Below are 24848 nucleotides of genomic sequence, written 5' to 3'. Positions count from 1 at the left end.
ATCACTTTAAGCTTCTTTTAATCTGCACCGAGACTGAAAGAAGCTTACTGAATTGAAACTCTACTCAGATGGCAGGTTCTGCTTCAGCTCTAATAACATTTGATACGCGCTTTCCCCAGACATTTCATATGGGTTAAATTGGTTAGAGGCCGAAAATTGTAAGTTCAACAATTCAGTCAAGCTAGATTGGGGAATATCACCCATTGACCAATCACCAAACTGTCGGCTATCAATTTCTTTGTAATAGAGAATTGTCACGTTGTTGTGGCGATGGTCATTGAGAATATGGTTGTAGGTATGATTGACCGCATCTCTCGACCCCTCTATACACTGAAGAAAATACTTTTGATTATGACTAAGTAGCCCAGTTAAATGGCTTTGTTTATTGTGGTCACGGGAAATATCCAAAATATCATCTAAAGCTTTGGCGTCGCAACTTTCGCAAAGCGTACTGACATAAATCAACCGAGTTAGGAACATAAACACCACTTCAATTTTTGTTTAAAGGTTACCTACAAATATAAGCCAAGTTGATGGAATTGCGAATTCAGCGACAAAACAGGGTGTTCTAATGATTGATTAGTCAGTAATTATCAGAATCTAATTGGCTTGTTAGTGCGGAATTTTATGAACAAGGAGTATCATAACAATACTCCTTGTTCACTTTTCATGATATTTAGACTGACGTTAGTAGTGACCAGGGAATGTCGGACTAAATACAGGGTAGAGTGCTCTCAGCTCATCTTGGCTAAGGTAGCCACGTTGAGTCTTGATGACTTCTCCATTTTCTCGGTATACAGCCATAGCACTTGAGTAGGTGCCGGTTTCTAACCAAGAGGTCTTGAATTCGGCACAATAAGCGTCGATACAATTTCGTGGGTTTTGAGTGGCCCAACTGCCAAATCCAGTCTTCCAACCCAATAGTGTAGAGCCTTCACTTACGATTTTATCGTCATCTATGTAATGAAAACTTGATGAAGAGTGTTCAATTTCGATTTCGGTATTTCCAATTAAATCACTGTAAAATACGTAAGTAGGCCATAAGTCAGCGGTGTTATGAGAAAGAATGAAGGTCACTTTAGCTGAGCCTTCTAATAATTGTGTTTCACGCTCTATAGTAAATATGATTCTTTCTTGTATGTCCGCAAGGTTGCAGCTCCAAAGTTGACACGCATTGTACATCTCGTCGTAACTTGTTCCCCAGCGTTGGGCTGCTTCAACTATTAACGCGTCTTTAGATGGATTTAAGTCTGTATCTTCATCAGGATTGGTTTGATCGCCCGCAGAGCCATCGCCGCCTTCTGGTGGTAAGATCGGTTTTTCAGGGTTATGAGGTGCTGAACCATCAACTGAATTAGAATCATTTGAGCTGTTACATCCGGTCAGTAACGCCGCTATTAAGGAGGCAAATAAAGCTGTTCTTTTCATTTTGAAACTACTCTCTACTTTAGAAAAAAGTATCCTAACTATGTGACAAGCATTATCTTTCAATGATGGCTTATCGATAACTTTCCATTGATAGAGGTATAGTATTTGCGATGTTTACAACTGGCTAACTAGTGGTTTGAATATGAATAATAAGTAGCGCTTATCACGAGAAGGCGGAAGCAGGTGAAGTGCAGAGTCATGCTTTTATCTCTAATCAATAAACGGTGAGCTATATTATCTAAGCCCACCATCTAAGTAATTGAATCTAATATTTAGTTATTCACTACTGAGATTGACTCAACATTTGAAGATAGGTCGAAGCGAACATTAACAAGTACATCTTCACGTTTAAAAGTCACATCATCAAAATCTGTTGTCGCAATTTTAAATCCATTTCTTGCGAATAAGCTCGTCACAATTGTGCGTTGTTTTTGTTCCATTGCGTTTGTCAGTAGCTTGTCCATTATTATTTCCCTTGAGTAACCGTATGCATAAAGCAAAGGTACAGCTTCCAATTTATGAGATCAATTGCTTAATAGATAGTCATGGTTAATGTGTTGTTTAGTATTATTCAGGTATGTTTTATTGTGATAGAACGGGGTGTTTTTTTTACGTTTACTTATTGAATTTCAAGGATTTTGTGATGTGGCTTCAAGCGGCTTTGTGCGTTTTAGCAACCAGTATAATTATGAGTGAAACATATGCTTACAAAGTTGTAGGTTTTGCAGGCTAATATCATCTGTGCATTAATCTGATACTCAGCGGTAGTTCGGGTGAAGCATTACATGGGTGTCACTAATGCTCAGGCCCCTTCTAATTATGATAAATGTTATTAACCATATAAGCTTGATTTTAATATTGGCTTGATTTATAAATTCACCGTTCATTAATAACTTCATGATTATATTAGCTTTTACTAACCTTTAATAACATGGAGAAAAGCGATGAATAAGAACCATAAGCGCAATAGGTTGGCGAATATAATGCGATTTCGTAAGTCTTATAAGGAGACTGATTTTCTTGTAAATGACAGTGAATTACGAGTTAAGAAGGACGTTTATAGCGTACGGAAAATTAAACAGTTAGAAGTTCGTCAGTTAGGCCTTAAAGAAAACGCAATCAATATCGTTTCATTGGCTTTGGTGCTTTCCGCTGCTACTTGGGCATTTGTACCTCAGTTTGGTTTGCCTATGCTTGCACTGACTTTTATTTTGGCCTTTATCTCATGGCGAAGATATGAGTTGCGTGTAGAGTTTAAAGGGTCAGATGAAACGGGCGATCATTGGGTGTCTGTCGCTCGTGGTTGTACTCGCGAAGAATTCAAAGTCTTGAAAAACGTTGAGTTGGAGTTACGTGACCAGGTTTATTCGTAAACTAGTTTTCGTAATGTAGATAGCATCACTCTAACTACGCTTGTGAAAACAAAGCTCGTCATTATTTGACGAGCTTTTTGTTTTCTGAATAGCATGAATAAAGTATTCCATTATTTAACAACGATTGTTATTCGTATGATTCTTGAGTTGTGGCATTTATGATTTGGTTTTGTTCTTAGATGTAGTGATTGTTAAAACGTCAAAGGGACTATATTCAATTTCTAGGCTGGGATTTGAACTGTACGGTTTACATTGGCTCCTAATGATAGTTATCGTTGAGATTGATAACCCTTTTAATCAGGTTTGGAAAGTATATGAAAGTCACTATTAGGCCCGCCATGCCAAGTGAATTGGCCGCTATTTATGCTTTGGTCACCTCAAACGATGAGTGGACGAAGTTTAATGGCCCTTATTTTTCGTATTCTCATCCGTCATTAGAAAGTTTTGAAGCGCATTCGTTCAAACGACTGATCGAGGGCGATGATCTACAGCTGGTGGTTGTCGACGGTGTACCTGTTGGAACCGTGAGTTGCTACTGGGAGTGTGAAGAGACACGTTGGCTCGAAGCTGGCGTGGTCATTTATAACTCTGATTATTGGGGGAAGGGGATCGCAGCATTGGCACTTCCGCTCTGGATTACTTACCTATTCGACAACAAACAGATTGAGCGTGTGGGGCTAACTACTTGGTCAGGTAACCCGCGCATGATGTCTCTTGCTTTGAAGCTAGGTTTCCAGCAAGAGGCGAAGCTGAGAAAGGTGCGATATTACCAAGGCGAGTATTATGACTCGGTGAAGTATGGGGTGCTGCGTAGCGAGTGGCTGGAGAGAGGATAGCGACAAATATCTTTTTTTTGTTTGATGATTCCTTATCGATTCAGTGGTAACACCCTGATCTAAAAAGTGAGAGTGAGCGTACTTCTACTCAGATTTTAAAGGATGAGTAGACAATGAAATTATCTAAAGAGAGTGAATCAAGAATTATTGAAATGGCGTGGGAAGACCGAACGCCATTTGAGGCAATAGAACACCAATTTGGTTTAAATGAATCACAGGTGATTCGTTTTATGCGTAGCCATATGAAGCTGGGTAGCTTCAAATTGTGGCGCGCTCGCGTCGCAGGTCGTGCGACAAAACATGTAAAACTTCGTAGCTCTGAAGTGTCGAGAGGTTATTGTCCAACTCAGTACAAGCATCGTTAAAAGAGGGGATGCCAAGTCAGTATCCCAAATCAATACTCAGATATGGGGAATGAAAGAAATGAAGGTAATGAAACAATTTTGTGCTCTACTTTTAGGGCTGCTTAGCTTCGGCATCAGTCATGTTCAAGCGAATGATACGCGACTTAAGCAAGCTTACGAAAATCACCACAGCGACGTTCAGGTGCGCGGATCGGGTACGGTGTATCGATTACTGCCAGATGATAATAAAGGTTCTCGGCATCAGAAATTCATTTTACGACTTGATAGCGGACAAACATTGTTAGTCGCACATAATATTGACTTAGCTCCTCGTGTTCAGGATCTGGCAAAGGGCGATCGAGTTGAATTTTATGGTGAATATGAATGGAACAAGAAAGGTGGCGTAATGCACTGGACGCACAAAGATCCTCGCAATCATCATGCTCATGGTTGGTTAAAGCATAATGGGAAAGTATACGAGTAAGTGACAACTCGTTTTGTTTTAACGTGAAAAAGGAATTTTGATGTTCAAACTCGAAACCAGCAGACTGATTCTTCGAGACATGACACTCCAAGATGAGATCGCCTTTGTTACCATGTCTCAAGACGCTAAATATCAGCGCTTCTATGATGAGACTGATTGTGAACCTAGTAAATACCATCAACTCACCCAATTATTTGTTGAACAGGCTGAGGAAGATCCTCGTCAGTCCTATCAATTAGCTGTTGAAAGAAAAGAGTCAGGGAAGTTTATCGGAACCGTGTGTTTACGCCTTGAAGATAACCAGCAAGCTTCAATGGGCTGCGCTTTTGCGAGAGAAATTCAGGGGAAAGGGCTACCCATAGAAGCGGCCAAAGCTCTGGCTGGTTTTGGGTTTTCAGAGTTAGGGGTTCATCGAATTTATGCGGAAACCATTGGTGAGAATCTAGCGGCGATAAGATTGTGTAAGTCACTCGGGATGAGACAAGAAGCTTGCTTTAAAGAGCACCGATTCTTCAAAAATAAGTGGTGGGATACCGTTGTATTGGCGATTCTTAGTACTGAGTGGGAATGATGTGGCTACCAGCAAGAAGCATGTTTAGCTAATGCTAGGCGTTTACCTTCTGGAGAGTTAGACAGCACGCTGGTTTTCGCCAAAACGTGCTTGTCTTAATTTCTAGGATGGCTGAATCTTGATGCTTGGCATTCTCTAAGTTTATTTGTGTGTACCAACACGTTGAGTATTAAACTAGAGCTTAGCTGTCTGGTTCGTCATCCACGGTGACATCGCCATTCATCGAGTTGTAGTAAATAGATATCCCCGGTACGACTCGATAATGATAACGGCATTGGTCGGCGTGGATGTACTCAGCGATATAGTCAGTATCAGTCGATGAGTTGAAACTAGAAACGCTTGGTGGATCAAGCAGGAGAGCTCCCCATACCGAAATACAGTCTTCCGGGTTATCCAACCTTGGAAAATCTTCTGCGTAAGGCCATTGCTGTACTGGGTATCCCCATTCATTGAAGTCAAGCTGGCCAGTGGCAGAGTCATCATAGATAGGGATGTTCGTAGATGGACCGCCACCGTTTAAGGTCAAATTTTTTGAGTAGGCAAGATCGACACCTGCTTTGAAAGCAGCGCCAGTACCTTTCACGGCTGCAATATGCGAATCTGTACTCACATTCAGGAATCTGGGCGCTGCCGTAACGGCGATTATTCCAAGAATCACAATAACGACAACAAGCTCAATAATTGTAAAACCGTTCTTTTTCATTATGCACCTCTTTTGAAGGCGGCAAGTATGCACCATAAGTGACTATTGCCAAAGGAAATTTCTATATTGCAGAGGTGATTTTATTAACCAATAATGAATGTTGTGATTTACATGGCTTTATTTTATAAAACTTAATCTAGAAATATCTTAAGAGCCGGATATCTCACTTCAATATTGAATTTAGATAGACAAGGAGTTTGTTTTAGTGAGTATGGTCGAAACGGTAAAGCAGCATCTTTCAGAAGTGGGTTATCCGAAAGTGGGTATCAAAACAGCTCAGGTTCGTTCCATTTCTGCTCAGATTTTTAAGACTCTTGAAGGCAAAGATATTTCTAGCGTGTTGTCTCTGTGTACTCAATTATTGGAGCAAAGAGACTGGGCGCTAGGAGTTATCGCGTACGATTGGGCTTTTAGAGTAAGAAAACAATATTCAAGAGACACGTTTCCTGTTTTTGAGCGTTGGTTAAAAGAGTTCGTCACAGACTGGAACGATTGTGACGACTTTTGTACTCATGCTTTTGGGGAGTTACTGTCTCAATACAATGACTTGTTCGATCTCACAACCAAATGGGTCGAGCATTCGAATTTCGCTGTACGCAGGGCCGCTGCGGTCGTCTTAATTTATCCTACCAATAAGAATCGTTACGCTGCGTTGGATCCGTTTCACGTGGCGGATCTATTGCTCGAAGATAAGCATGACTTAGTACAGAAAGGCTATGGTTGGATGCTTAAAGTACTCAGTCAAAAAGAGCCTCAACAGGTTATTGGTTATCTGAATGCTAAGCATGCCGCAATACCAAGAGTGGCTTTTCGTTACGCGATTGAAAAGTTGGACAATGAAATTAAGCGAGAGTTAATGTCGCTTTGATTAGCAGTGTTTGAAGCCAAATTATAACCACAACACCTTAACGTAAACCGCATTTAACTATGTAGAGATTTCTGTAGCGATTTTTGTTCTTTGGAGAAGTTTGAAATGAGTGTCACTATCAGTTTGGCCCAAATTCCTATCGTAAGAGGCAACTGGAGAGAAAACCTTAAGCAACATCTAAAAATGGTAGAGCAATCGTCAAAGTACAATGCGGATGTGGTTGTTTTCCCCGAGCTATCACTGATTGGCTATGAGCTTGATTTGGCTGAAGAACTTGCATTGTCTCTTGAGCCATCAAATTTTGAAGAACTCTCCCGTGCTTCAGTTCAAAGTGAGATGATTGTTGTGGCTGGGTGTCCCTTGCGAGTTCCTGGCTTATCCCATCCCACCATAGGCGCCGTTGTTTGCTTTCCCGATGGCAGAGTTGAGTTCTACTCTAAACAGCACCTGCATGATGGTGAGGGTGAATACTGCTCCGCTGGCGATGTTGATTATGTATTTGATGTGAATGGGCATCAAATCGCGCTAGCAATATGTGCTGACTTCATAGAGGCGGATCACTCCCAACGAGCTAAACATCTAGATGCTGATATCTATTTAGCGAGCGCTTTAATCTCTGAGAATGGCTTTGATCCGGATTCTAAAATCTTATCTGGAATTGCGTCGGAACACGGTATACCAGTATTACTGAGTAACCATATCTCTATGACGGGAGATTGGGAAACGTGTGGCAAGAGCTCGGTTTGGAGTTCGCAAGGAGAGCTCGTGATCAGTGCAAACTCAAAAGAGAGTGGCATTGTTCTATGTACGATCTCGGGCTGTGAAACGGATCTTAATCTAGCTGGAAAGTGGCATGCTGAATCAAACTAGAGGTCTCGACAAAGACGGGTTCATCGAAAACCTATACTCTCATAAGAATATCGCTCCCGAATTCCAAGAGGTTGTGAGTGCCGTTATTGATTCGTTGTTAAGTGGCCTTCCGAATCAAATTGATGGTATCTATCTATACGGAAGTGTGCCGAGAGGAACGGCGGTTGTTGGTCGCTCGGATTTGGATGTTTCTATCGTACTCAATACACCTATTGGTCAAAAAGAGAAGCGACTATTTCAACACCTTTATGACACCATTCCCAAAGCATATCCCCAAGTCAGTAAGCTTGATATCGACCCTGGCTTTCTTTCAGAAGTGTTGCAACCACAAGAAAAATTCCATTGGCAGTTTTGGCTCAAGCACTGTTGCTGTTGTATTTGGGGTAATGATCTAGCTATTGATTTTCCACGTTACAAACCTAGTAGTGAAATAGCCCAAGCTCTCAATGGCGACTTGTCTACATTTCTGGATCAAATGAGTTCGACCTTTAAAACAATGACTGATGCGGATGTCGCTAAGGTGATTGGCAAGAAGTTGGTGCGGGCGGCGTACTACTTTGTCGCTGAGAAAGACGGCAGTTGGTACACCAACCTGAGCCAGTGCACTGCTGTAGCCAAGCGTCATTATTCAGAACAAAGTGACGATATTGAATTAGCACACCAATACGTTCTCGGGCAATTAACCTCTAAAGTTGAAGCCTTGGAGTTGTATGAAAGGCTAAGCAAGAATTTGTCGTGAGCTTAGTGAGCCTGCAAATCGGTGGGGTAAATCATTGGCATATGCATGCCGCTTCGCATTTGTTTTATAAATCATAGCCAGTTGAATGTATTAAAAACTGATGTGTTGTAAGGTCTGTGCTTTATTGCCAATAGAGACCAAGGAACAAAAATGTATGCCAATAAGTATTCTAATTTCTGGAGACGCTTCTTCGCTATCTGGATAGATTCAATCGTATTTTTACCTTTGGAGTGGATAGATGATTATGTACTTTCTGGCGTGATAAGTTCAGGTGGTATTTTTGCTTGGGGAGCGGTGAATTCACTAATTGGTGTCACTTACTACGTTGGCATGCATGCTAAATTTGGGCAAACAATCGGTAAGATGGTCACCCGAGTGAAAGTAGTCGATGTATCTGAAAGTCGAAACCTAACCCTCAAACAGTCTTGTATGAGAGATATTGTCCCAATTATGCTTATACCCTTTAGTCTCTATGCTTACGCGCAACTGTCTTTTTACGGCCAGACTTGGGAAAGTTTAGAGCAAGGCCGGGCCTTTATTTTTGTTGGGTACGCAATGATCGGATGGGTTCTTTTAGAGTTCATCTCCATGCTATTTAATCATAAACGCAGAGCGATTCATGATTTCATTGCGGGCTCTGTTGTCGTAAAGAAAGTCTAATTATCTAAACTTTGGCTTAAGGAAAAATCGATGGATGTACATGAGTGTGTTTCTTTTATCTTGCTGAACGAATCACAAGTATTGTTAGAAAAACGCAGCGAGTCTAAAGAGACGGATCCGGGATTGATTACCATACCTGGCGGTCATATTGAGCGCGGTGAAAGTCAGGTACAGGCGTTGTTTCGTGAGCTTAAAGAAGAGCTCAACGTTACTCCTACTGAATACACGTTCTTATGTTCACTTTACCACCCAACAACAGAGACCCAGTTGATTCATTACTTTGTGGTAACCCAATGGGAAGGGGAGATAATCGCACAAGAAGCTGACAGCATCGCGTGGTATTCGCTAAATACTGCTCCTGTTGGTATAGCGGCCGATGGTATTGCTTTGAGAGAAGTGGAGCGAGTGGGTAGTTATCTTTAGTTTGGATTCGATAACATGTTTAAGACGTTTTTGAGGGCCCAAAAACGGTGAAACCCCGATGTTGGTAGCATCGGGGTTTCGAATTTCTAGATTTCTCGACTGGTAAGATCGATTATCTTTTCTATGCAGAAGGCTGGATTAATCCAATCTTATTCCTTGGTAGGGAATTAGATACGGATGAAGTCCATGTGCTCAACTTTTGGCTTGAACGCGTGACGTTGAACGTCTTGCGGCTTAACCTTAACTTCTGCGCCGTCAATCAGTAGAGTGATTGCTTCGTAGAATTCAGGCTTATCCATTTGGTTGATCACGTCAGCGTGAACAAGTTCGATAGCTACAGCTGCTGCTTCGCCACCGTAGATTACAGCTGGGAATTTACCAGCGTGACGTAGGCGGCGGCTCGCACCTTTACCTAGTTCAGTACGTACTACTGCTTCAAATTTCATAGTTTTACTCTCAAATTAGTAAAAATTAACTTCACACCTCAATGCGACCTTGAGTATGTGGTAATGCCTAGGCATAAACGAGTTCATGCTTAAGCGAGCGCGGATACTAACATCACATTCCAATATGAGCAAGTCAGAAGCCCACCTCAAAGTGAATTTCCTTCAATAATGGGTTCGTTTGGAGATAAAACGTTCGCTAATGCTTGTTGAGCCCATTTTAGCCCCTATTACATCGCCATTCTTATCTATTTATATCGCTGCTAAATCATCAAGTTAATGAACGGAAAATGAATGCTTAGCTAAGGCTTGGTTAAGGCTTGGTTAGTTAATCTTAGTGTTAATTAAACAGCAGAATGAATAGGTGAAAATATGGAACCGGTCAGCATTGTCGTTATTACACTAAACGAAGAGAAACGTATTAGCCGCTTAATGGAAGAGTTGAGCGTGCAAACCCACCAAGAGTTTGAAGTGATTGTTGTCGACTCGAACAGTGAAGACAACACAAGAGGAGTGGCACAAGCTTATGAAAGCGCGTTGCCAAAATTAACTGTTCATCATATGGAAAATCGTGGTGTGAGCCTTGGCAGAAATACTGGCGCTTCTTTGGCTCAGTACAACAGAATCCTTTTTTTAGATGCCGATGTGAGCTTGCCTCGAAACTTCCTTGCAAAAGCGCTTTATGAACTAGAAGAGAACAAGCTTGAGGTCGCAGGTGTGTACATGAGTTCGAAAGGTTTGCCGCTTGTGCACAAGTTTGGTTATGGGCTATTTAACGCAGGCCTGTTTACTACCCAGTTCTTTTTTCCTACGGCGATTGGCGCGTGTATTTTCTCGACGAAACGAGCACATGAAGAAATCGGTGGTTTCGATGAAGAGATCGTACTGTGTGAAGATTGTGACTACGTTAAACGTGCAAGCAAGACATGGCGCTTTAGGTTTCTAAATCTGACCTTTGGGTTTGACCCACGTCGATTAGATCAAGATGGCGTTGTGAAGACAGGCTCAACTTACCTTAAAGCCAATGTCAGACGCTTCTTTAAAGGAGAAATGCGTAACAATGAGATGAATTACAAGTTTGGTCACTATAAAGAACAGTAAGCATTGAGGTTGTTATGTTTGATGGACTAGGGCTGTTTTTGGGAGCATTGGGTGATGCTCTCATAGGCCCAAACCTATTTGTACCGGGAGAGCCTTTTTTTATCGCAGCGGGCTTTCAATTGTATTCAGGTGCATGGATGGCGTTAGTTTTAGTGATGCTAGGTGGCTTGCTTGGTGATCAACTCAGTTATTTTATAGGTTATAAATACGGTGCTAAGGCGCAACGAAGGCTCATTAAGTTTCGCCCTAAAACCAAAAGATTAATTGCGCGCTGCCGCTACCTGATTGCTCGCAAAGGCACATATATCATTCTTTTTGCTCGTTTGTTAGGACCTATTGCTTGGGTTGTACCATTTATTGCTGGCTCGCATCGTGTACCGTGGCGCAATTTCAGTGTGTTGGCCTTTACTGGTTTGGTTCTTGGTGGTGGACAGTTCATTGCTTGGGGCATGTTGCTGGCGCATGGCGTTGAAAGCTTTCCGTGGCTTAATAGCCTTAAGATATTTATCTCTGAGCATAATAGCTTGATCGTGGGTGTGTTCGCGGTATTGGTCTTCACCATTATCGGTTACCGAATGAAGTGGCGACGCTTGGTTCTTAAGTCGAGTGCGCTGTTGTTGGCGTGGGTATTGTTTGCAAATTACGCACACTTTTTCTGGAAGGCCGATGATTTTCAGAATCAACAAGGTACGGCTCAAATTAGTAAAGTAGATTGGAACTCGGTTTCCTATAAAGCATTCCCAGGGAAATCGTCATTCTATTCAGCACAAGCGATCAACGTGATTTATGTGGGCTCAACCCCAAGAGATTTAATGCAGCAATTAGGCTGGATAGAGAATCAAACCTTTTCTAGAAATGAGATTGAATGGGCTGGTTATCTCGCATTGCTCAGAGACAAAACACCGCCAGTGTCCGATTTATATTGGCGAGACAAGCCGCAAGATATGGCGTTTCAATTGCCGGGTAACCTGATGAAGCGCAGCCATATTCGCTGGTGGCGTGCTGGTGTTGATATTCAAACTAATCAGCCTCAATGGTTAGGCGCAATCAGCTATGATGATGGCCTTAAAGTCACTCCTTATTCAGGTATTGTGACCATACTTCATAACATTGACCCTAACGTTGATGAAGAGCGAGATAGGCTCGCTAATCAGATTCGTACGTTACTGCCTGATATTGAGTTAGATAAGTATCCATTGGCAACTGTGGAAGTGATCGATGAAGATCATGATTATTATACTGATGGTAGAATTTTAATGATTGGAGCAACGACCCTGAGTGATGATTCCCAAGCTTGGGATGTCGCTGTGAACGATATATAGAGTTTGTATGCCCTAGCATTACGTTAGGGCTTATTGTGTTTAACTTTTACTTAGCTTGTTCAGCCTTTACTTATTTTAAGTACCAGAGAGGCTTTTAATCCGCCCATTGAGCTCTTGCCGAGCGTTAAGCTGCCTCGGTAACTGTGCGCCATTTCATTTACGATGTTAAGCCCCAAGCCTGTTCCTGGTGTGGTTTCATCGAGTCGAACGCCACGTTTGGTCACTTGCTCAAGTTTCTCTTCAGGAATGCCTTGGCCATCATCTTCAATCACCAATTCTATGTTGCCATCGTCGAGTTCATTTGCATGGACTCGAATAATGCTGCTCGCCCACTTGTAACTGTTCTCGAGTAGGTTACCGACCATTTCATCAAGATCGGTTTTTTCTACCGCCACTTCAATCTCAGAGTCTAGCTCGTTAATCATGGTGACTTCATTGGCGGCATACACTTTATCAAACGCCATTGAGATCGCTTCGACACGCTCGCAAGGTGAAGACTTCACAGAAAGAATGTTCATTGCACCGGCCATACGCGCTCGGCCAAGGTGATAATCTATTTGGCTTTGAATTTGATGAATGGGCTGTTGCAGCAGTGCTTTGTCATCCTCGGGCAGTCGCTCTATCTCATTTTTCAGAACGGAAAGCGGTGTTTTCAACGCGTGAGATAGGTTTCCAGCGTGGTTGCGAGCTCGCTCCAATAACTCTTGATAGTGGAAGAGTAGGGCATTGAGGTCAGAAACTAGCGGAGAAACCTCTTTCGGGTAGTTATCGCTTAACCCTTGTTGCTCGCCGTTTCTTAACATTACCAGTTCACGTTGCATCTTGCTGAGTGGTAATAACGACCAACTGACTTGAATGCCGATGAGCAGTAGCACACCCACAAACAACAACATCAGAATCAACCATACTTGACTAGTAAGCTCGGTCAATGTGGATTCTAGTGGGTCTTCATCAATACCTATGGTGATGGTAACGGGCTCATTTAGTTCAGGTAAGTAGATGTCTTGCTCAATGTAAATCAGCTTCTCATCTTGTGGCCCTTTGACCGATGTGTGGATAGGAGAACGCTTGATGGTGAGGTCTTTGTCCCATAGAGATCGAGCTCGAATAATCTGGTCTTGGGTAGCCGCTCGCCAATAAATACCACTGTAGGGTTGGTTAAACCTAGGGTCAGACAGACGCTCTGCCATGATGAGGTTACCATTGTCGTTGGTTTCTATGTTGGCGGTTAACTCGTCCATGGTTAGGCTGAGCTGTTGCTTGACGTCATCGACCAAGTAATCGTTAACCAACTTAGGTATTCCAACGCCTGCCGCTAATATCATCGCACCTAGCCAAAAAGCCGCGGCGAGGAGCAAGCGGCTTTTTAGACTGACGTTTTTAAGTGTTCGTTTTTTTAGATTCATACGTTATCAGCCTGTCTTTGCTCATCTTGCTATGAGAACAACGATGGTCAGCACAGGCTGTCCACTTAATTGATGGTTGTGCTTAAATTGACGACTGCTCTTAGCTTAATTAAATACAGCATTATTCAGCATTCAGTTGGTAGCCAAGGCCACGAACGGTTTTGATGATCTTAGGTGCGATTTTCTTACGAATACGCCCGATAAACACTTCCACGGTGTTTGAATCGCGGTCGAAGTCTTGTTTGTAGATGTGCTCAACCAACTCAGTGCGCGAGATAACCTTGTTTTGGTTATGCATGAAGTAAGCAACAACTTTGTACTCCAATGCTGTCAAGCTGACGGCTTGGCCTTGCCATAACACTTTAGAACTGCGTGTATCTAGGCTTAAATCACCAATTTGAAGTATCGGTGCCGCACTGCCTGACGCTCGGCGTAGTTGAGCACGAATGCGGGCGATAAGTTCAACCATTTCGAATGGCTTAGTTAGGTAATCATCTGCACCTGCATTCAAGCCCTCAACACGCTGAGTTAGGGTGTCACGAGCACTTAAAATAATTACTGGTGTGTTAATGTTTTCGTCTCGAATGCCTTTTAATACGGTAAGGCCATCAAGCTTAGGTAAACCTAAATCGAGAACAATCGCGTCCCACTCTTCTGATGTTGCACGGTAGAGTGCATCAATACCATCTTGAGAAAGCTCTGGAACCCAGTCGGCTCCCTCAAGTGTTTCAATAATTTGTTGGCCCAAACGAGGCTCGTCTTCAACGACTAAAATTTTCATAATTGTTCTTCTTAATTCTGTAATGACTGTTCGTTGTGCTTAATTGCTCGTCGTGATTAATGGTGTCTTTAAAGTTGCGGCTCTTACTTATTCACCGTGCTTAATTGCGTCTTTAAAGTTTCGGCCTTTAATCATGAGCATTTCTAACGTCTCAGCGTTGTATTCGACTTTGATGATGTTGTTTTGGTAATTGATTTTTAGTTCATACACCCAAATGTCGTCATCTTCTTCTAGCTCTACTTTAATAATTCGACCATGAAGATCGTTTTCAACCGCTGCATACATTTCTGAGAAAGGGCGGATATAACCTTCTCGAACCGCTTCATAGACTTCGTCTTGATCTTCTTCAAATTCGATACGAGTTCCTGCTTTGTGAACGTCTTGTACTAGGTCGTGACCATTATGATGTGAGTCAGCCCATGCGCCAGCAGAAACAAATAAGCCTAAGCTTATAGAAAACAAAGAAATCATAGCTTTACTAAACATAGCGAATCCTAGAGAAGGTTGATAGCGTTCAGTATAAAAAAGTAATTCTGAACAGAAAGTGAACCTGATTAATAATGAGAATTTGAACCTAAAAACTTCAAACTTATTGGTTAAAGACTTGATAACTGCAGACTAACCATTGAGTGTTAAGAACATAATATCTAGCGTTGTTGAAGCTCGTCTTCGAATATCTTGTCTCTCATTTTCCAAAAGCGTCCGACTTTACGTGCGATGACGAATTGAGGTGGCCGGAATCTGTGTTGGTGAGCAACCACTTTCGTTGGTGACGCTTCTTCAAAAGGGCGGTGTCTGTCTGCAAGGTGAGGGCGAACAAACTGGTCTTTGAAGTTCTGCTTCTGCTTTTTGGTGGTTAATGACCAAAACTCATGCACTTGCGCTTGGTTTTCACCGCGATAGGTGACTTTAAGTTGTGATTTATCTTTATCATCTTTAAGCACGTTGAGGTCCATTTCTAAGCACTCGAATACCAAAGCATCTTTTAGGTTCAGTGCCTCTTTAAGTTTTTTGTCTGGGTCGACTAAGGTTGCATCGCACTCATGACAAATACGCGCGGCAATGTCGTTATCGGCCCCACATTCACCACAATATTTCGCTCGGAAGCGATAATTACAGTGTTCGCGTTCGCCAGTGTCTTCATCGGTAAAGTAGCCTTGGCATTTACGACCAAAGTGTTCAAGCAAGAAGCCGTTGCTGTCCAATTTCCCCCAAAAATTGTTATTGAAACCGCAAGCCGGGCAAGGGATGGTGATGATTTCACTGTCTGAATCGGGTTTTGGGTCGCCCACTTCAGGTTGGTATAGATCGTAACTGTTGCCCGCATAGTCGAGCACTAAACACTCTTTTTTACCTGGAGACAAACGTAAGCCACGACCAACGATTTGCTGGTACAAGCTGATGGATTCAGTTGGGCGTAGAATCGCTATTAAATCGACATGCGGCGCGTCAAAGCCTGTGGTTAATACCGATACGTTGACTAAGAATTTGATCTTACGTTCTTTGAAATCGTTGATGATTTGATCGCGCTCTAGCGTAGGCGTGTCACCAATTACAATTGATGATTCGCCTTCTGGCAATAAGCCAAGGATCTCTTGTGCGTGTCGAACCGTCGCAGCAAATACCATGATGCCGAGTTTGTCTTTGGCCAGTTCAATGATTTGGTCGACAATTTGTGGAGTAGCGCGTTTAGATTGCTCGATCACCATGTCGAGTTCGGCTTCTTTATAGCGACCAGTGCTCGCTGGCTTTAACTGTGAAAAGTCATAGCTTAAAACTGGCGCATCGATCATACGTGCAGGGGTTAAGAAGCCTTCGTCGAGCAGGTAGCGAATTGGAAGTTCGAAAATACAGTCTCTGAAAAAGCGAGGTTCTTCAGATCGAACTTGTCCACGTGTGTGGTATTGGTAAAGCCACCCCATACCAAGACGATAAGGGGTAGCGGTTAATCCAAGCACCTTGATGCCCGGGTTATTCTCACGCAAGTGAGTGATTACTTTTTGATAGCTACTGGTCTTTTCATCGGGAACACGGTGACACTCATCGATCACCAATAGTGAAAATTGGTTAGAGAATGAGTCGAGGTTTCGAACGACGGATTGCACCGAAGCAAACACGACTTGTTGGTCGGTCTCTTTACGTCCTAAACCCGCAGAGAAGATCGACCCCTTCAGCCCGTAGCCTTCATACTTTTCATGGTTCTGCTCAACCAGCTCTTTTACGTGAGCAAGTACCAGTACACGACCTTTCGCAAGCCTTGCCAGTTCTGCAATTACAAGGCTTTTCCCAGCACCTGTCGGAAGCACAAGAACAGCCGGAGTTTGGTGTTTTCTGAAGTAATGAATCACTGATTTTACGGAATCAGCTTGGTACGGGCGGAGTGTATACATATCGCGTCTTGTAAGGTGGAAAACAAATAGTGTGAAATAGCTCAACTAATTGAGCAAAGGTGACTATAATACCCGACTTAGATTAGTTGAGGTATTCATGCGTTTAGATAAATTTCTGTGCGATGCATTAGGCGTCACTCGAAGAGAAGCAACACACTTATTAAAATCCAAGGCAGTGACAGTTAATGATGTCATTCAAAAAAGCGGTTCACTCAAGGTAACTGAAGAGTGTGTTGTCGAATGGCAAGGCAATGAACTGAATGTGCATGGCCCTCGTTACATCATGCTTTATAAGCCAGAAGGCTTTGTTTGTTCGCATGAAGATGGCGCAAATCGTATCGCGTTTGAATTACTCGATGAAATCAAAATGGATAAGCTGCATTTCGCTGGTCGTCTAGATATTGATACAACGGGTCTTGTGTTGATTACTGATGATGGTAAGTGGTCTCACCGTATCACATCACCAAAGCATAAGTGCGAGAAGACGTACCGTGTGTGGTTGGTTGAACCGGTTGAAGACGATTACGTTGAAAAATTCAAAGAAGGCATTCAGCTTAAGAGCGAAGATGGCCTAACACTTCCAGCACACCTAGAAGTTCGTGCAGAGCGCGAAGTATTGCTAACGATTCATGAAGGCAAATACCACCAAGTTAAACGTATGTTTGCTGCACTTGGTAATAAGGTAGAAGCGCTGCACCGTGAACGTATTGGCGAAATTGAAATGGACGAATCTTTAGAGCTAGGTGAATACCGCTACCTAACGCAAGAAGAAGTCGACTCTATCTGGAAGTAATCCTTTCTATCGTGGATGTAGCCGACCAAGGATAGCGTCGGCTGATTATTTTGACTGGTACTAGGACAGTTTCAGCCATTATTACTATATGTTCATGTATGTGTGCGCATATTCGTGTATCACTGTACGTATTCGTATATTGCTGCGTGCATGCTCGTGCACAAATAAAACCTAGTACTTAGCCGGAGAGTTATGCAAACATCGCCCCCACAGAGCCCAAGCTCCCAACCAGAACCCCCTCAATTAGGCTTAGTGCTGTTTTTGATTCTAGGTGCGATTGGTGCACTGACTCCGCTCGCCATTGATATGTATCTGCCTGCGATGCCTACCATTGCCAAAGATCTTGGTGTGACGGCGGGTGAGGTACAAATTACGCTAACAGCGTATACCGCGGGTTTCGCACTGGGGCAGTTGCTGCATGGTCCGTTGGCAGATAGCTACGGTCGTAAACCTGTATTGCTCATTGGTGTGTTCTTGTTTGCTATCGCGTCTATGGTGAGTGCGACAACACACGGCATTGAAGCGCTGACTTACATCCGTACTGCTCAAGGTTTTGCTGGTGCTGCCGCAGCGGTTATTATCCAAGCGGTGGTAAGAGACATGTTCGATCGTGAAGATTTCGCGAGAACCATGTCTTTCGTTACCTTAGTGATGACGGTAGCGCCATTAGTCGCTCCGATGATTGGCGGCTACTTAGCGTTGTGGTTCGGTTGGCGCTCTATTTTCTGGGTGCTGGCTATCTTCTCTGTGATCGTAATTCTAGCGGTATCGATGAAGATCCCTGAAACGCTCCCCGCAGAAAAGCGACAGCCACTGCGCTTTAAAACAACGATTCGTAATTACGCGCGTTTGTGTAAGAACCCAACGGCGATGGGCTTGATTTTCTCTGGTGCATTCTCTTTTTCAGGCATGTTTGCGTTCTTAACGGCTGGCTCATTCGTTTACATTGATATCTATGGTGTTCGCCCTGATCTGTTTGGCTACCTGTTCGGTCTGAACATTGTTGCGATGATCTTGATGACGAGCATCAATGGTCGAATCGTTAAGAAAGTGGGCTCTCATGCCATGCTTAGAGTGGGCTTAACCATTCAACTATTTGCTGGCTTAGGCCTACTCGTCGGTTGGATGCTGGATATCGGTTTGTGGGGTATTGTGCCGTTTGTGATGCTGTTTATCGGCACACTGTCTACTATTGGTAGTAACTCAATGGCACTGCTTTTAAGCGGATACCCGAATATGGCCGGCACAGCGTCTTCGCTTGCGGGCACATTAAGATTTGGTACTGGTTCTGTGGTAGGGGCAATTGTTGCAATGCTACCAAGTGACACTGCAGGGCCAATGGCTATGGTGATGGCAGTTTGTGCAATACTGTCAGCATTACTATATTGGACATTAGGAAAGAAGGCATAATGTCAAAATACTATATTGAAATTCAGAAGTTAGTGAACGATGCGTTAGGCGAACTGTATGCTCTACATAAGTCAGGTAAAGCGATCGATGCGCCTATCGCGAACAACCTTTACCTTGTTCGCTGGGTAACAAAAGCGATTAAGTCTCAAGCGTATGATCGTGTGATTGTGCCGGACTTGGTTCGCTGGCAGAAACAGGGGCGCTCAAAAGGCAACAACTCTGATTTAACTTTTACCTTTAAACGTATTTCTGCGTTTTACGGACGTTTTTTCCCTGAAGGCGAAGAGCCTAAAGCACTAAAAGACAGTGATGTTGAAGCGTTCATGGACAAAATGTACGAGATGGGGTGGAGCGTATCGAGTGAAGACGAGCTAACGACTGGCGGTAAGATCCAATTCTTCACCGATGGTGAGCACTCTTTTGCCTTGTGTGGCAAACAGTGCGACGACTCTTTTGACGGTGAGTTGATGGTTAAGCCTATGAACTGGTTTGTTCGTGGTAACCACGCTGAGTTCATCCAAGCGGCGATGGAAGCGGGGTTCATGCTTCACAAAGTAACGGACTATAAGTCTGCAGTGAAGTATCACGGTGAATACATCGTTTACCCTGCTAATCAAGGCAACCAATTGGCTGAGATCCCAATTAGCGTTATTGGCTAGTAGCGGATTCGGGATACGAGATGAGAGATACGAAGAGCGGAATTATCCGCTCTTTTTTTGCCTCTCATAGCGCGTGTCGCTAATTTGCTGTTAAGTCTTTTCGTATCCCGTTACCCGAATCTCGTATCCGTTTTAATCTATTCGCATCTCGACACTCGAATCCCGCATCTGCTTTTAGTCTTTTCGCATCCCGTTACCCGAATCTCGCATCCGTTTTAATCTATTCGCGTCTCGACACTCGAATCCCGTATCTGCTTTTAGTCTTTTCGCATCTCGACACTCGAATCTCGCATCTGCTCTTTTGCTTGCTTCTCAATCGCCTTCACCATGCCTTTAAAGATAAATAGGTGAGCTGGCATCATTGCGAACCAATACAGTAATCCAAGAAAGCCTTTAGGGTGCCACCACGCTGAAATGTTCAGCTCGCGAGAGTCTCCGTGGTCAGAGACGGTAATTTCGAGTCGTCCTAAACCGGGGCCTTTCATACCGAAAAGCAGAGATAAAAACTGATTCTCTTCACAGCGAATGACCTTCCATGAATCGATTTTGTCACCGACTTTTAGGTTGGGGCCTTCTGGCATTTGACGAACAGGTACCCCGCCACCGAAAAGAACATCCAACCATTCGCGTGTGCGCCATAAAGTGTTAGCGAAGAAGTAACCTTGCTTCGGGCTTCCGATTTGCTGAGCAACATGCCAAAGCGATTCTAGTGGTGCACTTGAGGTGATACTTGCGCCTGTTTTCTTCGGGTAATAGCCATACCCAGCTTGCCAGCGTTTGAAGGCGGTTTTGTCAAAACCCCACACATTACTCTTTACGAAGTTGCCCTCAGAATGAATAGCTTGCTCAACCATATTCTCGAACGAGATAAGCTTCTGAGGGTACTTTTCTCTAATGGTGGTCGAACTGGCGATAAAATCGTGTTTTAAGCCTGCGAGAAGCGCTCTGCCTATGTTAGAGGGTACAGAGGTTACCACGCCCAGCCAATATGAAGCGATTGACGGCGTTAGTAGCGATGTCGCCCAAAGCCTGAGTGGACGATCGGCTGTTTTGGCTATGTGAGCAAATTGATTTCGATAAGAGACAATATCCGGCCCGCCAACCTCGAAGGTTTGGCTTTCGCTAGGCGTTTCTTGTGCAAGTTTCAGTAGGTAGTGGTTTAGGTTCTGCAATGCAATCGGGTTGGCTTTAGAATCGACCCACTTTGGCGCAATCATAATCGGCAAGTTGTACACAAAGTCTCGCATGATCTCGAATGCCGCAGAGCCTGGGCCTATGATCACGCCTGCTTGAAGTTCGGTTATCGGTACTGGTCCTTTACGAAGTAGCTCACCGGTTTTCTTTCTCGCTTGAAGGTGCTCTGAGTCGCCGGTTTGAGGCTGAAGCGAGCTTAGATAGATAACGTGCTGGTTTTTAGGGCCAAGTGCAGAGACAAAGTTGCGAGCTAGATTTAACTCATAATCAATAAAGTCGTGGCCTTCTGCCATTCCATGGACAAGGAAGAAGATAAGATCAAAATCGGGGACTAAGGCTTGTGTTGCGGCTTGATCAGCCAGGTCAAGATACTTAAGTGATAAGTTTTCGTGAGGCTCGGTCCGTGCCTTTAAATACTCGATATGCCTTGCTGCTGCAGTGACTTGATAGCCTTGCTTAAGCAGAAGAGGGAGGAGTTGCGAACCAACATATCCAGAAGCGCCTAAAACCAGTACTTTCTTCATTGTTACTCCATGTAATGTGCTATTCAAAGTTCGGACACGTTACTCAAGGTAACTGCGTTAACTTGCTTATACACCAATTTACCAGTGATGGATGTAAAAAAGCCAATAGAATTAACCTATTGGCTTTGAGCTTCAAGAGCAGCCTGCTCTTTTATCTAAGAACGAGCGACATAAGGTATTACTTACGAGGTTGGGCTAAGGTTTTGACCTTTATATTCACCAGTGAGTGTCTTGAGGAATGCCTTAATCGCATCAACTTCTTGGTCGCTCATTTCAACACCTACTTGATACTTACCCATATCGAAAATCGCCTTGTCTAAAGTTTCTGCCTGTCCGTCATGGAAGTAGGGCGCTGTCAGCTCGATGTTTCTCAGTGTAGGGACTTTAAACTTGTGTCGGTCCGATTCGATACCTGTTACGTTGAAACGCCCCATATCTTCTGGTGTGATGTCAGAACCACGGTCAGAGAAGTAATCCGCTTTGAGGCCCATTGCCTCAAAGGTTTCACCGCCCATGGCTTCACCCGCATGGCATGTACCGCAGCTATACTTTTTGAAAAGCATTAGGCCATATTTTTCATGGCTATCTATAGCATCGACGTTACCCGTTAAGTATTGGTCAAAACGGCTGTTGGGTGTCGTCAATGTCTTTTCAAATTCAGCGATAGCGTGAGTGATTGTGTGGCCGCTGATTTCACCTTCGTAGGTCTTGTCGAACATAGCCACTAATTCTTGGTCGTGGCTAAGCTTGTCAACTATCTGATCCCAACCTTCAGAACCCATTTCAATTGGGTTGAATGGAGGACCGCCAGCTTGGTCTTGTAAGTCACTTGCTCGACCGTCCCAAAATTGGAGCTTGTTGTACACTGAGTTGAAGACGGTTGGTGCATTGATTCCGCCCACTTGACCATGAATGCCGACCGAGCCAACGAGGTTGTCTACTCCACCCGTATCAAGGCCATGACATGATGCACAAGACACGGTGTCATCTCCAGACAGGCGCGTATCGTGATATAAGGCCTTACCTAACTTAGCCCTGTCTTCGTCAACGTCAAAGCTAGAATAGATAGGCTGCAAAGCGAGCTTTTTTCCCTCGTCATGCACCGGTGAGTTGGCGTGAAGAGTGGCACGAGTGTGACGAATCCATCTAAGAAGCGTGTGTTTTTCTTCTTTTGAAATTCCCGCTGACCAGTGCATCGATTGGTAGATTTTTGGTGGCATGGAATCGTCATAAAGCACTTTTTCGATACGAGCTAATGCCACTTCAGATATCGGTTCTTTACCTTGTACCCCATTGAAGAGCTGAGTGATTTCAAAGTGTTTCATACCAGATTGAAGGTCTTTATCCATAAGGTTTTTAGCGATTGGCCAGTTGGCATAAAAAGGCATCTCGCTGTCGCCTGTATGGCAATAACTACATCCCTTATCTGTAAGTACTTTCATCGCTTGATAATCAAGAGATGACTTATCGAGTGATGAGAATTGCGCCAAGTTTTGCTCGGCCAGTTTTTGGTCATTTTTGTCGACCCAATACACCGAGCCTAAATAAGCCAATATCCCTAAACCAACTAAACTTAATATTATTTTTTTATTATTCATCTTTTAACTCCCTAGTGAATTGGCTAGGAAGTTATTGAATTTAAGCGACTTTATGAAATGACAAAAAGGAATCAATATTAATCGAATAACTAGATGGAGAATAATTTAACGAAATAAAGCCTTTTAATTCATGTGGTTATGTTGGTTTGTTAAAAATGGCAACAAATACAACGCGATGCCGATCGCTACTAACTTTGATTTCAATCAATTTACCTGTCTATAGCGTCAAATGTGTTTTTTGATATGTGCACCTGTATTAATAATGCTGATTTGATGATTTCCGCCTTGTTCGAGAGAGTGGTTGAGTGAATGTGCTTTGCTAGTTCGGTGAGTAAGGAACAAGATTATGTCACTATTGTCTGGCTAATCGAGTTTTCACATTTGAACAAGTGAATGATGCATAAATTAGGATGCTATGCGGGAATTCATGTTCACCTCGTTATTTATGTATGGTTAAAAACCGAACGTTGATATAATGGCGGGATATTTTCCTTTATTCATCAATACGTTCCGTTTAGGTATCTCTATGTTGCTCTCTTCAATTATTCATCATACTCGAGGTGATTTTGTTCGCAGGCTTATTGCGATTGCTTTGCCTATTGCTTTGCAGAGCATTATGTTTTCAAGCCGAGGCTTAGTGGATGTGTTGATGTTGGGCCAACTTGGCGAAGCAGACATTGCGGCTGTGGGTGTTGCGAGCCGAGCGATGTTCGTGACGACCATTATGCTGGTGGGTGTCACCACCGGCGGCGCGCTTCTTACTGCTCAATATTGGGGAGCGGGTAACAGGCAAGGTGTGAGAGAAAGCACCGCACTGACGTGGCTGGTTTCGACCCTATTTGCGTTACTGACCATTGCATTTTTCGTTTCATTTCCTGCACAAATCATGGGCGTGACGACCGACTCTCAAGAGGTCATCAACCTAGGCGTTGAATACATCGTAATTACCTCATTTAGCATGCTAGCGGTATCGTGCGTAAGCAGTATGGCTGTGGGTTTGAGAGCGATGCACAAACCTGGACTAAGTACCTTTTTCAGCGGTATCGGTATCCTGTCTAATATATTCTTAAACTGGGTGCTGATTTTCGGTAACTTGGGTTTTCCAGCACTTGGAATCAAAGGCGCAGCAATTGCAACAGTACTGAGTGGCGCAATTGAAGTCGCGACTTTGTTTGGTTATCTCTATTTCTCTAAGCATTTATTAGCTTTCAAGTTCTGCGATATTAAAGCGGCAGCTTCGATCGAAAAGGTGGTTCGCTTCTTGAAGTTGTCTCTCCCGACCACGTTCAACTTTTTAGCATGGGCGGGTGGCTTGTTTGCTTACCATGCGATCATGGGACAATCGGGCGTTCAAGGTTTAGCTGCACTTTCAGTAATGACGCCGGTTGAGTCTATCTCATTGAGCCTATTGATTGGTTTGTCAAATGCGGCAGCGGTTCTGGTGGGTAACCAACTTGGCGCGAAAAACAATGAAGCGGTTTACTATCAAGCGTTGGGCTTAACGATTCTGTGTTTCTTAACCAGTATCGTAGTGGCCGTTTTTCTCTACTTCGTTCAAACGCCAATACTTAATGCCTTTAGCGCATTGACTGAAGAAACCAGAGCCCTTTCAGAAAAGTTTATTCTGATTCTAAGTGTAGGTATTATTATTCGCTCGGTACCGTTGACTGTGATTGTTGGTGTGTTGAGAGCGGGCGGTGATGTGAAGTTCTGCCTCTATCAAGACTTGATTGCTCAGTGGGTGATTGGTATTCCACTGGCGGCTATTGCTGCTATTTATCTTAAGTTTCCACCGGAGTGGGTATATCTGCTTTTCCTAACCGAAGAAGTGATTAAGTGGGGCGGGTCGCTCTATCGCATGAAAACAAGAAAATGGATTAAAAACTTGATAGGAAGTTGAAGTAGGACGCACCAATCACGTCACTTTA

The 24848-nt window shown here is 43.5% G+C and carries 27 protein-coding genes and 1 pseudogene; 17 read left to right on the top strand and 11 right to left on the bottom strand.

Features of this window, described 5'->3' with window-relative positions; genetic code table 11:
* Positions 1–60: 60 nt before the first annotated feature.
* The 3 genes from AB8613_RS02440 to AB8613_RS02430 form a co-directional block, all read right to left on the bottom strand.
* Positions 61–480: a BLUF domain-containing protein gene (locus tag AB8613_RS02440; protein ID WP_016768597.1), complete on the bottom strand. Its 420-nt coding sequence runs from the start codon at positions 478–480 to the stop codon at positions 61–63.
* A 207-nt stretch (positions 481–687) separates the two neighbouring features.
* Positions 688–1428 (bottom strand): hypothetical protein, encoded by a 741-nt coding sequence (locus AB8613_RS02435; RefSeq protein ID WP_010440403.1) that lies wholly within the window; start codon positions 1426–1428, stop codon positions 688–690.
* 272 nt (positions 1429–1700) lie between these two features.
* The gene (locus AB8613_RS02430; protein WP_010440405.1) at positions 1701–1892 is read right to left on the bottom strand and encodes a hypothetical protein; all 192 of its coding nucleotides are present in this window, start codon (positions 1890–1892) and stop codon (positions 1701–1703) included.
* A 480-nt stretch (positions 1893–2372) separates the two neighbouring features.
* Here AB8613_RS02430 and AB8613_RS02425 point away from each other — a divergent pair, with 480 nt between their 5' ends.
* From AB8613_RS02425 to AB8613_RS02400, 6 genes and pseudogenes are all read left to right on the top strand, one after another.
* Positions 2373–2801, top strand: coding sequence for a hypothetical protein (locus AB8613_RS02425; protein WP_016794656.1), 429 nt, complete (start codon positions 2373–2375; stop codon positions 2799–2801).
* Between the two features lie 314 nt (positions 2802–3115).
* Complete coding sequence (locus AB8613_RS02420; RefSeq protein WP_372384384.1) at positions 3116–3637, top strand: GNAT family N-acetyltransferase; 522 nt, start codon at positions 3116–3118, stop codon at positions 3635–3637.
* 113 nt (positions 3638–3750) lie between these two features.
* Positions 3751–4002: a TIGR03643 family protein gene (locus AB8613_RS02415; RefSeq protein ID WP_372384383.1), complete on the top strand. Its 252-nt coding sequence runs from the start codon at positions 3751–3753 to the stop codon at positions 4000–4002.
* Positions 4003–4069: 67 nt separating this feature from the next.
* The gene (locus AB8613_RS02410) at positions 4070–4465 is read left to right on the top strand and encodes a DUF3465 domain-containing protein (RefSeq protein WP_372384382.1); all 396 of its coding nucleotides are present in this window, start codon (positions 4070–4072) and stop codon (positions 4463–4465) included.
* Positions 4466–4505: 40 nt separating this feature from the next.
* Positions 4506–5036 (top strand): GNAT family N-acetyltransferase, encoded by a 531-nt coding sequence (locus AB8613_RS02405; protein ID WP_372384381.1) that lies wholly within the window; start codon positions 4506–4508, stop codon positions 5034–5036.
* Positions 5037–5135, top strand: a pseudogene (locus AB8613_RS02400) (N-acetyltransferase); the annotation flags it as partial.
* A gap of 82 nt (positions 5136–5217) precedes the next feature.
* Here AB8613_RS02400 and AB8613_RS02395 read toward each other — a convergent pair.
* On the bottom strand, positions 5218–5739 hold the full coding sequence (locus tag AB8613_RS02395) for a prepilin-type N-terminal cleavage/methylation domain-containing protein (protein WP_372384380.1): 522 nt from the start codon (positions 5737–5739) through the stop codon (positions 5218–5220).
* Positions 5740–5944: 205 nt separating this feature from the next.
* On the opposite strand from AB8613_RS02395, the gene AB8613_RS02390 reads away from it, so the two are divergent.
* The 5 genes from AB8613_RS02390 to AB8613_RS02370 all read left to right on the top strand — a co-directional run bounded on the left by AB8613_RS02390 (position 5945) and on the right by AB8613_RS02370 (position 9299).
* The gene (locus AB8613_RS02390) at positions 5945–6607 is read left to right on the top strand and encodes a DNA alkylation repair protein (RefSeq protein WP_372384379.1); all 663 of its coding nucleotides are present in this window, start codon (positions 5945–5947) and stop codon (positions 6605–6607) included.
* Positions 6608–6712: 105 nt separating this feature from the next.
* Complete coding sequence (locus AB8613_RS02385; RefSeq protein ID WP_372384378.1) at positions 6713–7477, top strand: carbon-nitrogen hydrolase family protein; 765 nt, start codon at positions 6713–6715, stop codon at positions 7475–7477.
* The gene (locus AB8613_RS02380) at positions 7461–8216 is read left to right on the top strand and encodes a nucleotidyltransferase domain-containing protein (RefSeq protein WP_285952961.1); all 756 of its coding nucleotides are present in this window, start codon (positions 7461–7463) and stop codon (positions 8214–8216) included. The genes AB8613_RS02385 and AB8613_RS02380 overlap by 17 nt, the downstream gene beginning before the upstream one ends.
* A gap of 150 nt (positions 8217–8366) precedes the next feature.
* A complete protein-coding gene (locus AB8613_RS02375; protein ID WP_285952962.1) occupies positions 8367–8876 on the top strand; it encodes an RDD family protein in 510 nt (169 codons plus the stop codon).
* 30 nt (positions 8877–8906) lie between these two features.
* Positions 8907–9299: an NUDIX hydrolase gene (locus AB8613_RS02370; protein WP_146491910.1), complete on the top strand. Its 393-nt coding sequence runs from the start codon at positions 8907–8909 to the stop codon at positions 9297–9299.
* A 167-nt stretch (positions 9300–9466) separates the two neighbouring features.
* Here AB8613_RS02370 and rplY read toward each other — a convergent pair whose 3' ends face one another.
* Positions 9467–9745, bottom strand: coding sequence for a 50S ribosomal protein L25 (gene rplY / locus AB8613_RS02365; protein ID WP_010441516.1), 279 nt, complete (start codon positions 9743–9745; stop codon positions 9467–9469).
* 369 nt (positions 9746–10114) lie between these two features.
* On the opposite strand from rplY, the gene AB8613_RS02360 reads away from it, so the two are divergent.
* Positions 10115–10843 carry a glycosyltransferase gene (locus AB8613_RS02360; RefSeq protein WP_146491927.1) on the top strand — a complete coding sequence of 243 codons (729 nt, stop codon included), beginning with the start codon at positions 10115–10117 and terminating at the stop codon, positions 10841–10843.
* A 14-nt stretch (positions 10844–10857) separates the two neighbouring features.
* On the top strand, positions 10858–12165 hold the full coding sequence (locus AB8613_RS02355) for an LssY C-terminal domain-containing protein (RefSeq protein ID WP_285952963.1): 1308 nt from the start codon (positions 10858–10860) through the stop codon (positions 12163–12165).
* Between the two features lie 59 nt (positions 12166–12224).
* Here AB8613_RS02355 and AB8613_RS02350 read toward each other — a convergent pair whose 3' ends face one another.
* The 4 genes from AB8613_RS02350 to AB8613_RS02335 form a co-directional block, all read right to left on the bottom strand.
* Positions 12225–13571, bottom strand: a complete 1347-nt coding sequence (locus tag AB8613_RS02350) for an ATP-binding protein (protein WP_123325945.1) — start codon at positions 13569–13571, stop codon at positions 12225–12227.
* Positions 13572–13692: 121 nt separating this feature from the next.
* The gene (locus tag AB8613_RS02345) at positions 13693–14352 is read right to left on the bottom strand and encodes a response regulator transcription factor (RefSeq protein ID WP_017060377.1); all 660 of its coding nucleotides are present in this window, start codon (positions 14350–14352) and stop codon (positions 13693–13695) included.
* 87 nt (positions 14353–14439) lie between these two features.
* Positions 14440–14838 (bottom strand): PepSY domain-containing protein, encoded by a 399-nt coding sequence (locus tag AB8613_RS02340; RefSeq protein ID WP_017108242.1) that lies wholly within the window; start codon positions 14836–14838, stop codon positions 14440–14442.
* A gap of 161 nt (positions 14839–14999) precedes the next feature.
* Positions 15000–16742 (bottom strand): DEAD/DEAH box helicase, encoded by a 1743-nt coding sequence (locus AB8613_RS02335; RefSeq protein ID WP_372384376.1) that lies wholly within the window; start codon positions 16740–16742, stop codon positions 15000–15002.
* A gap of 97 nt (positions 16743–16839) precedes the next feature.
* Between AB8613_RS02335 and rsuA the strand changes: the two genes are divergently transcribed.
* The 3 genes from rsuA to AB8613_RS02320 all read left to right on the top strand — a co-directional run bounded on the left by rsuA (position 16840) and on the right by AB8613_RS02320 (position 19604).
* Positions 16840–17535 carry a 16S rRNA pseudouridine(516) synthase RsuA gene (gene rsuA, locus AB8613_RS02330; protein WP_017060380.1) on the top strand — a complete coding sequence of 232 codons (696 nt, stop codon included), beginning with the start codon at positions 16840–16842 and terminating at the stop codon, positions 17533–17535.
* Between the two features lie 192 nt (positions 17536–17727).
* Positions 17728–18945 carry a Bcr/CflA family multidrug efflux MFS transporter gene (locus AB8613_RS02325; RefSeq protein ID WP_146491930.1) on the top strand — a complete coding sequence of 406 codons (1218 nt, stop codon included), beginning with the start codon at positions 17728–17730 and terminating at the stop codon, positions 18943–18945.
* Complete coding sequence (locus AB8613_RS02320) at positions 18945–19604, top strand: DUF2913 family protein (protein ID WP_010441495.1); 660 nt, start codon at positions 18945–18947, stop codon at positions 19602–19604. The genes AB8613_RS02325 and AB8613_RS02320 overlap by 1 nt, the downstream gene beginning before the upstream one ends.
* A 257-nt stretch (positions 19605–19861) precedes the next feature.
* Here AB8613_RS02320 and AB8613_RS02315 read toward each other — a convergent pair whose 3' ends face one another.
* Entirely contained in the window at positions 19862–21322 is a 1461-nt protein-coding gene (locus tag AB8613_RS02315) for a DUF2867 domain-containing protein (RefSeq protein ID WP_372384373.1), read from the bottom strand.
* Between the two features lie 182 nt (positions 21323–21504).
* Complete coding sequence (locus AB8613_RS02310; RefSeq protein WP_372384372.1) at positions 21505–22920, bottom strand: cytochrome c peroxidase; 1416 nt, start codon at positions 22918–22920, stop codon at positions 21505–21507.
* Between the two features lie 526 nt (positions 22921–23446).
* On the opposite strand from AB8613_RS02310, the gene AB8613_RS02305 reads away from it, so the two are divergent.
* The gene (locus AB8613_RS02305) at positions 23447–24820 is read left to right on the top strand and encodes an MATE family efflux transporter (RefSeq protein ID WP_146492372.1); all 1374 of its coding nucleotides are present in this window, start codon (positions 23447–23449) and stop codon (positions 24818–24820) included.
* Positions 24821–24848: the final 28 nt, after the last annotated feature.

This window comes from Vibrio sp. BS-M-Sm-2 (assembly GCF_041504345.1).
In the GTDB taxonomy this organism is placed as follows: domain Bacteria; phylum Pseudomonadota; class Gammaproteobacteria; order Enterobacterales; family Vibrionaceae; genus Vibrio; species Vibrio satsumensis.
This window is presented reverse-complemented; position numbering and strand designations above follow the sequence as displayed.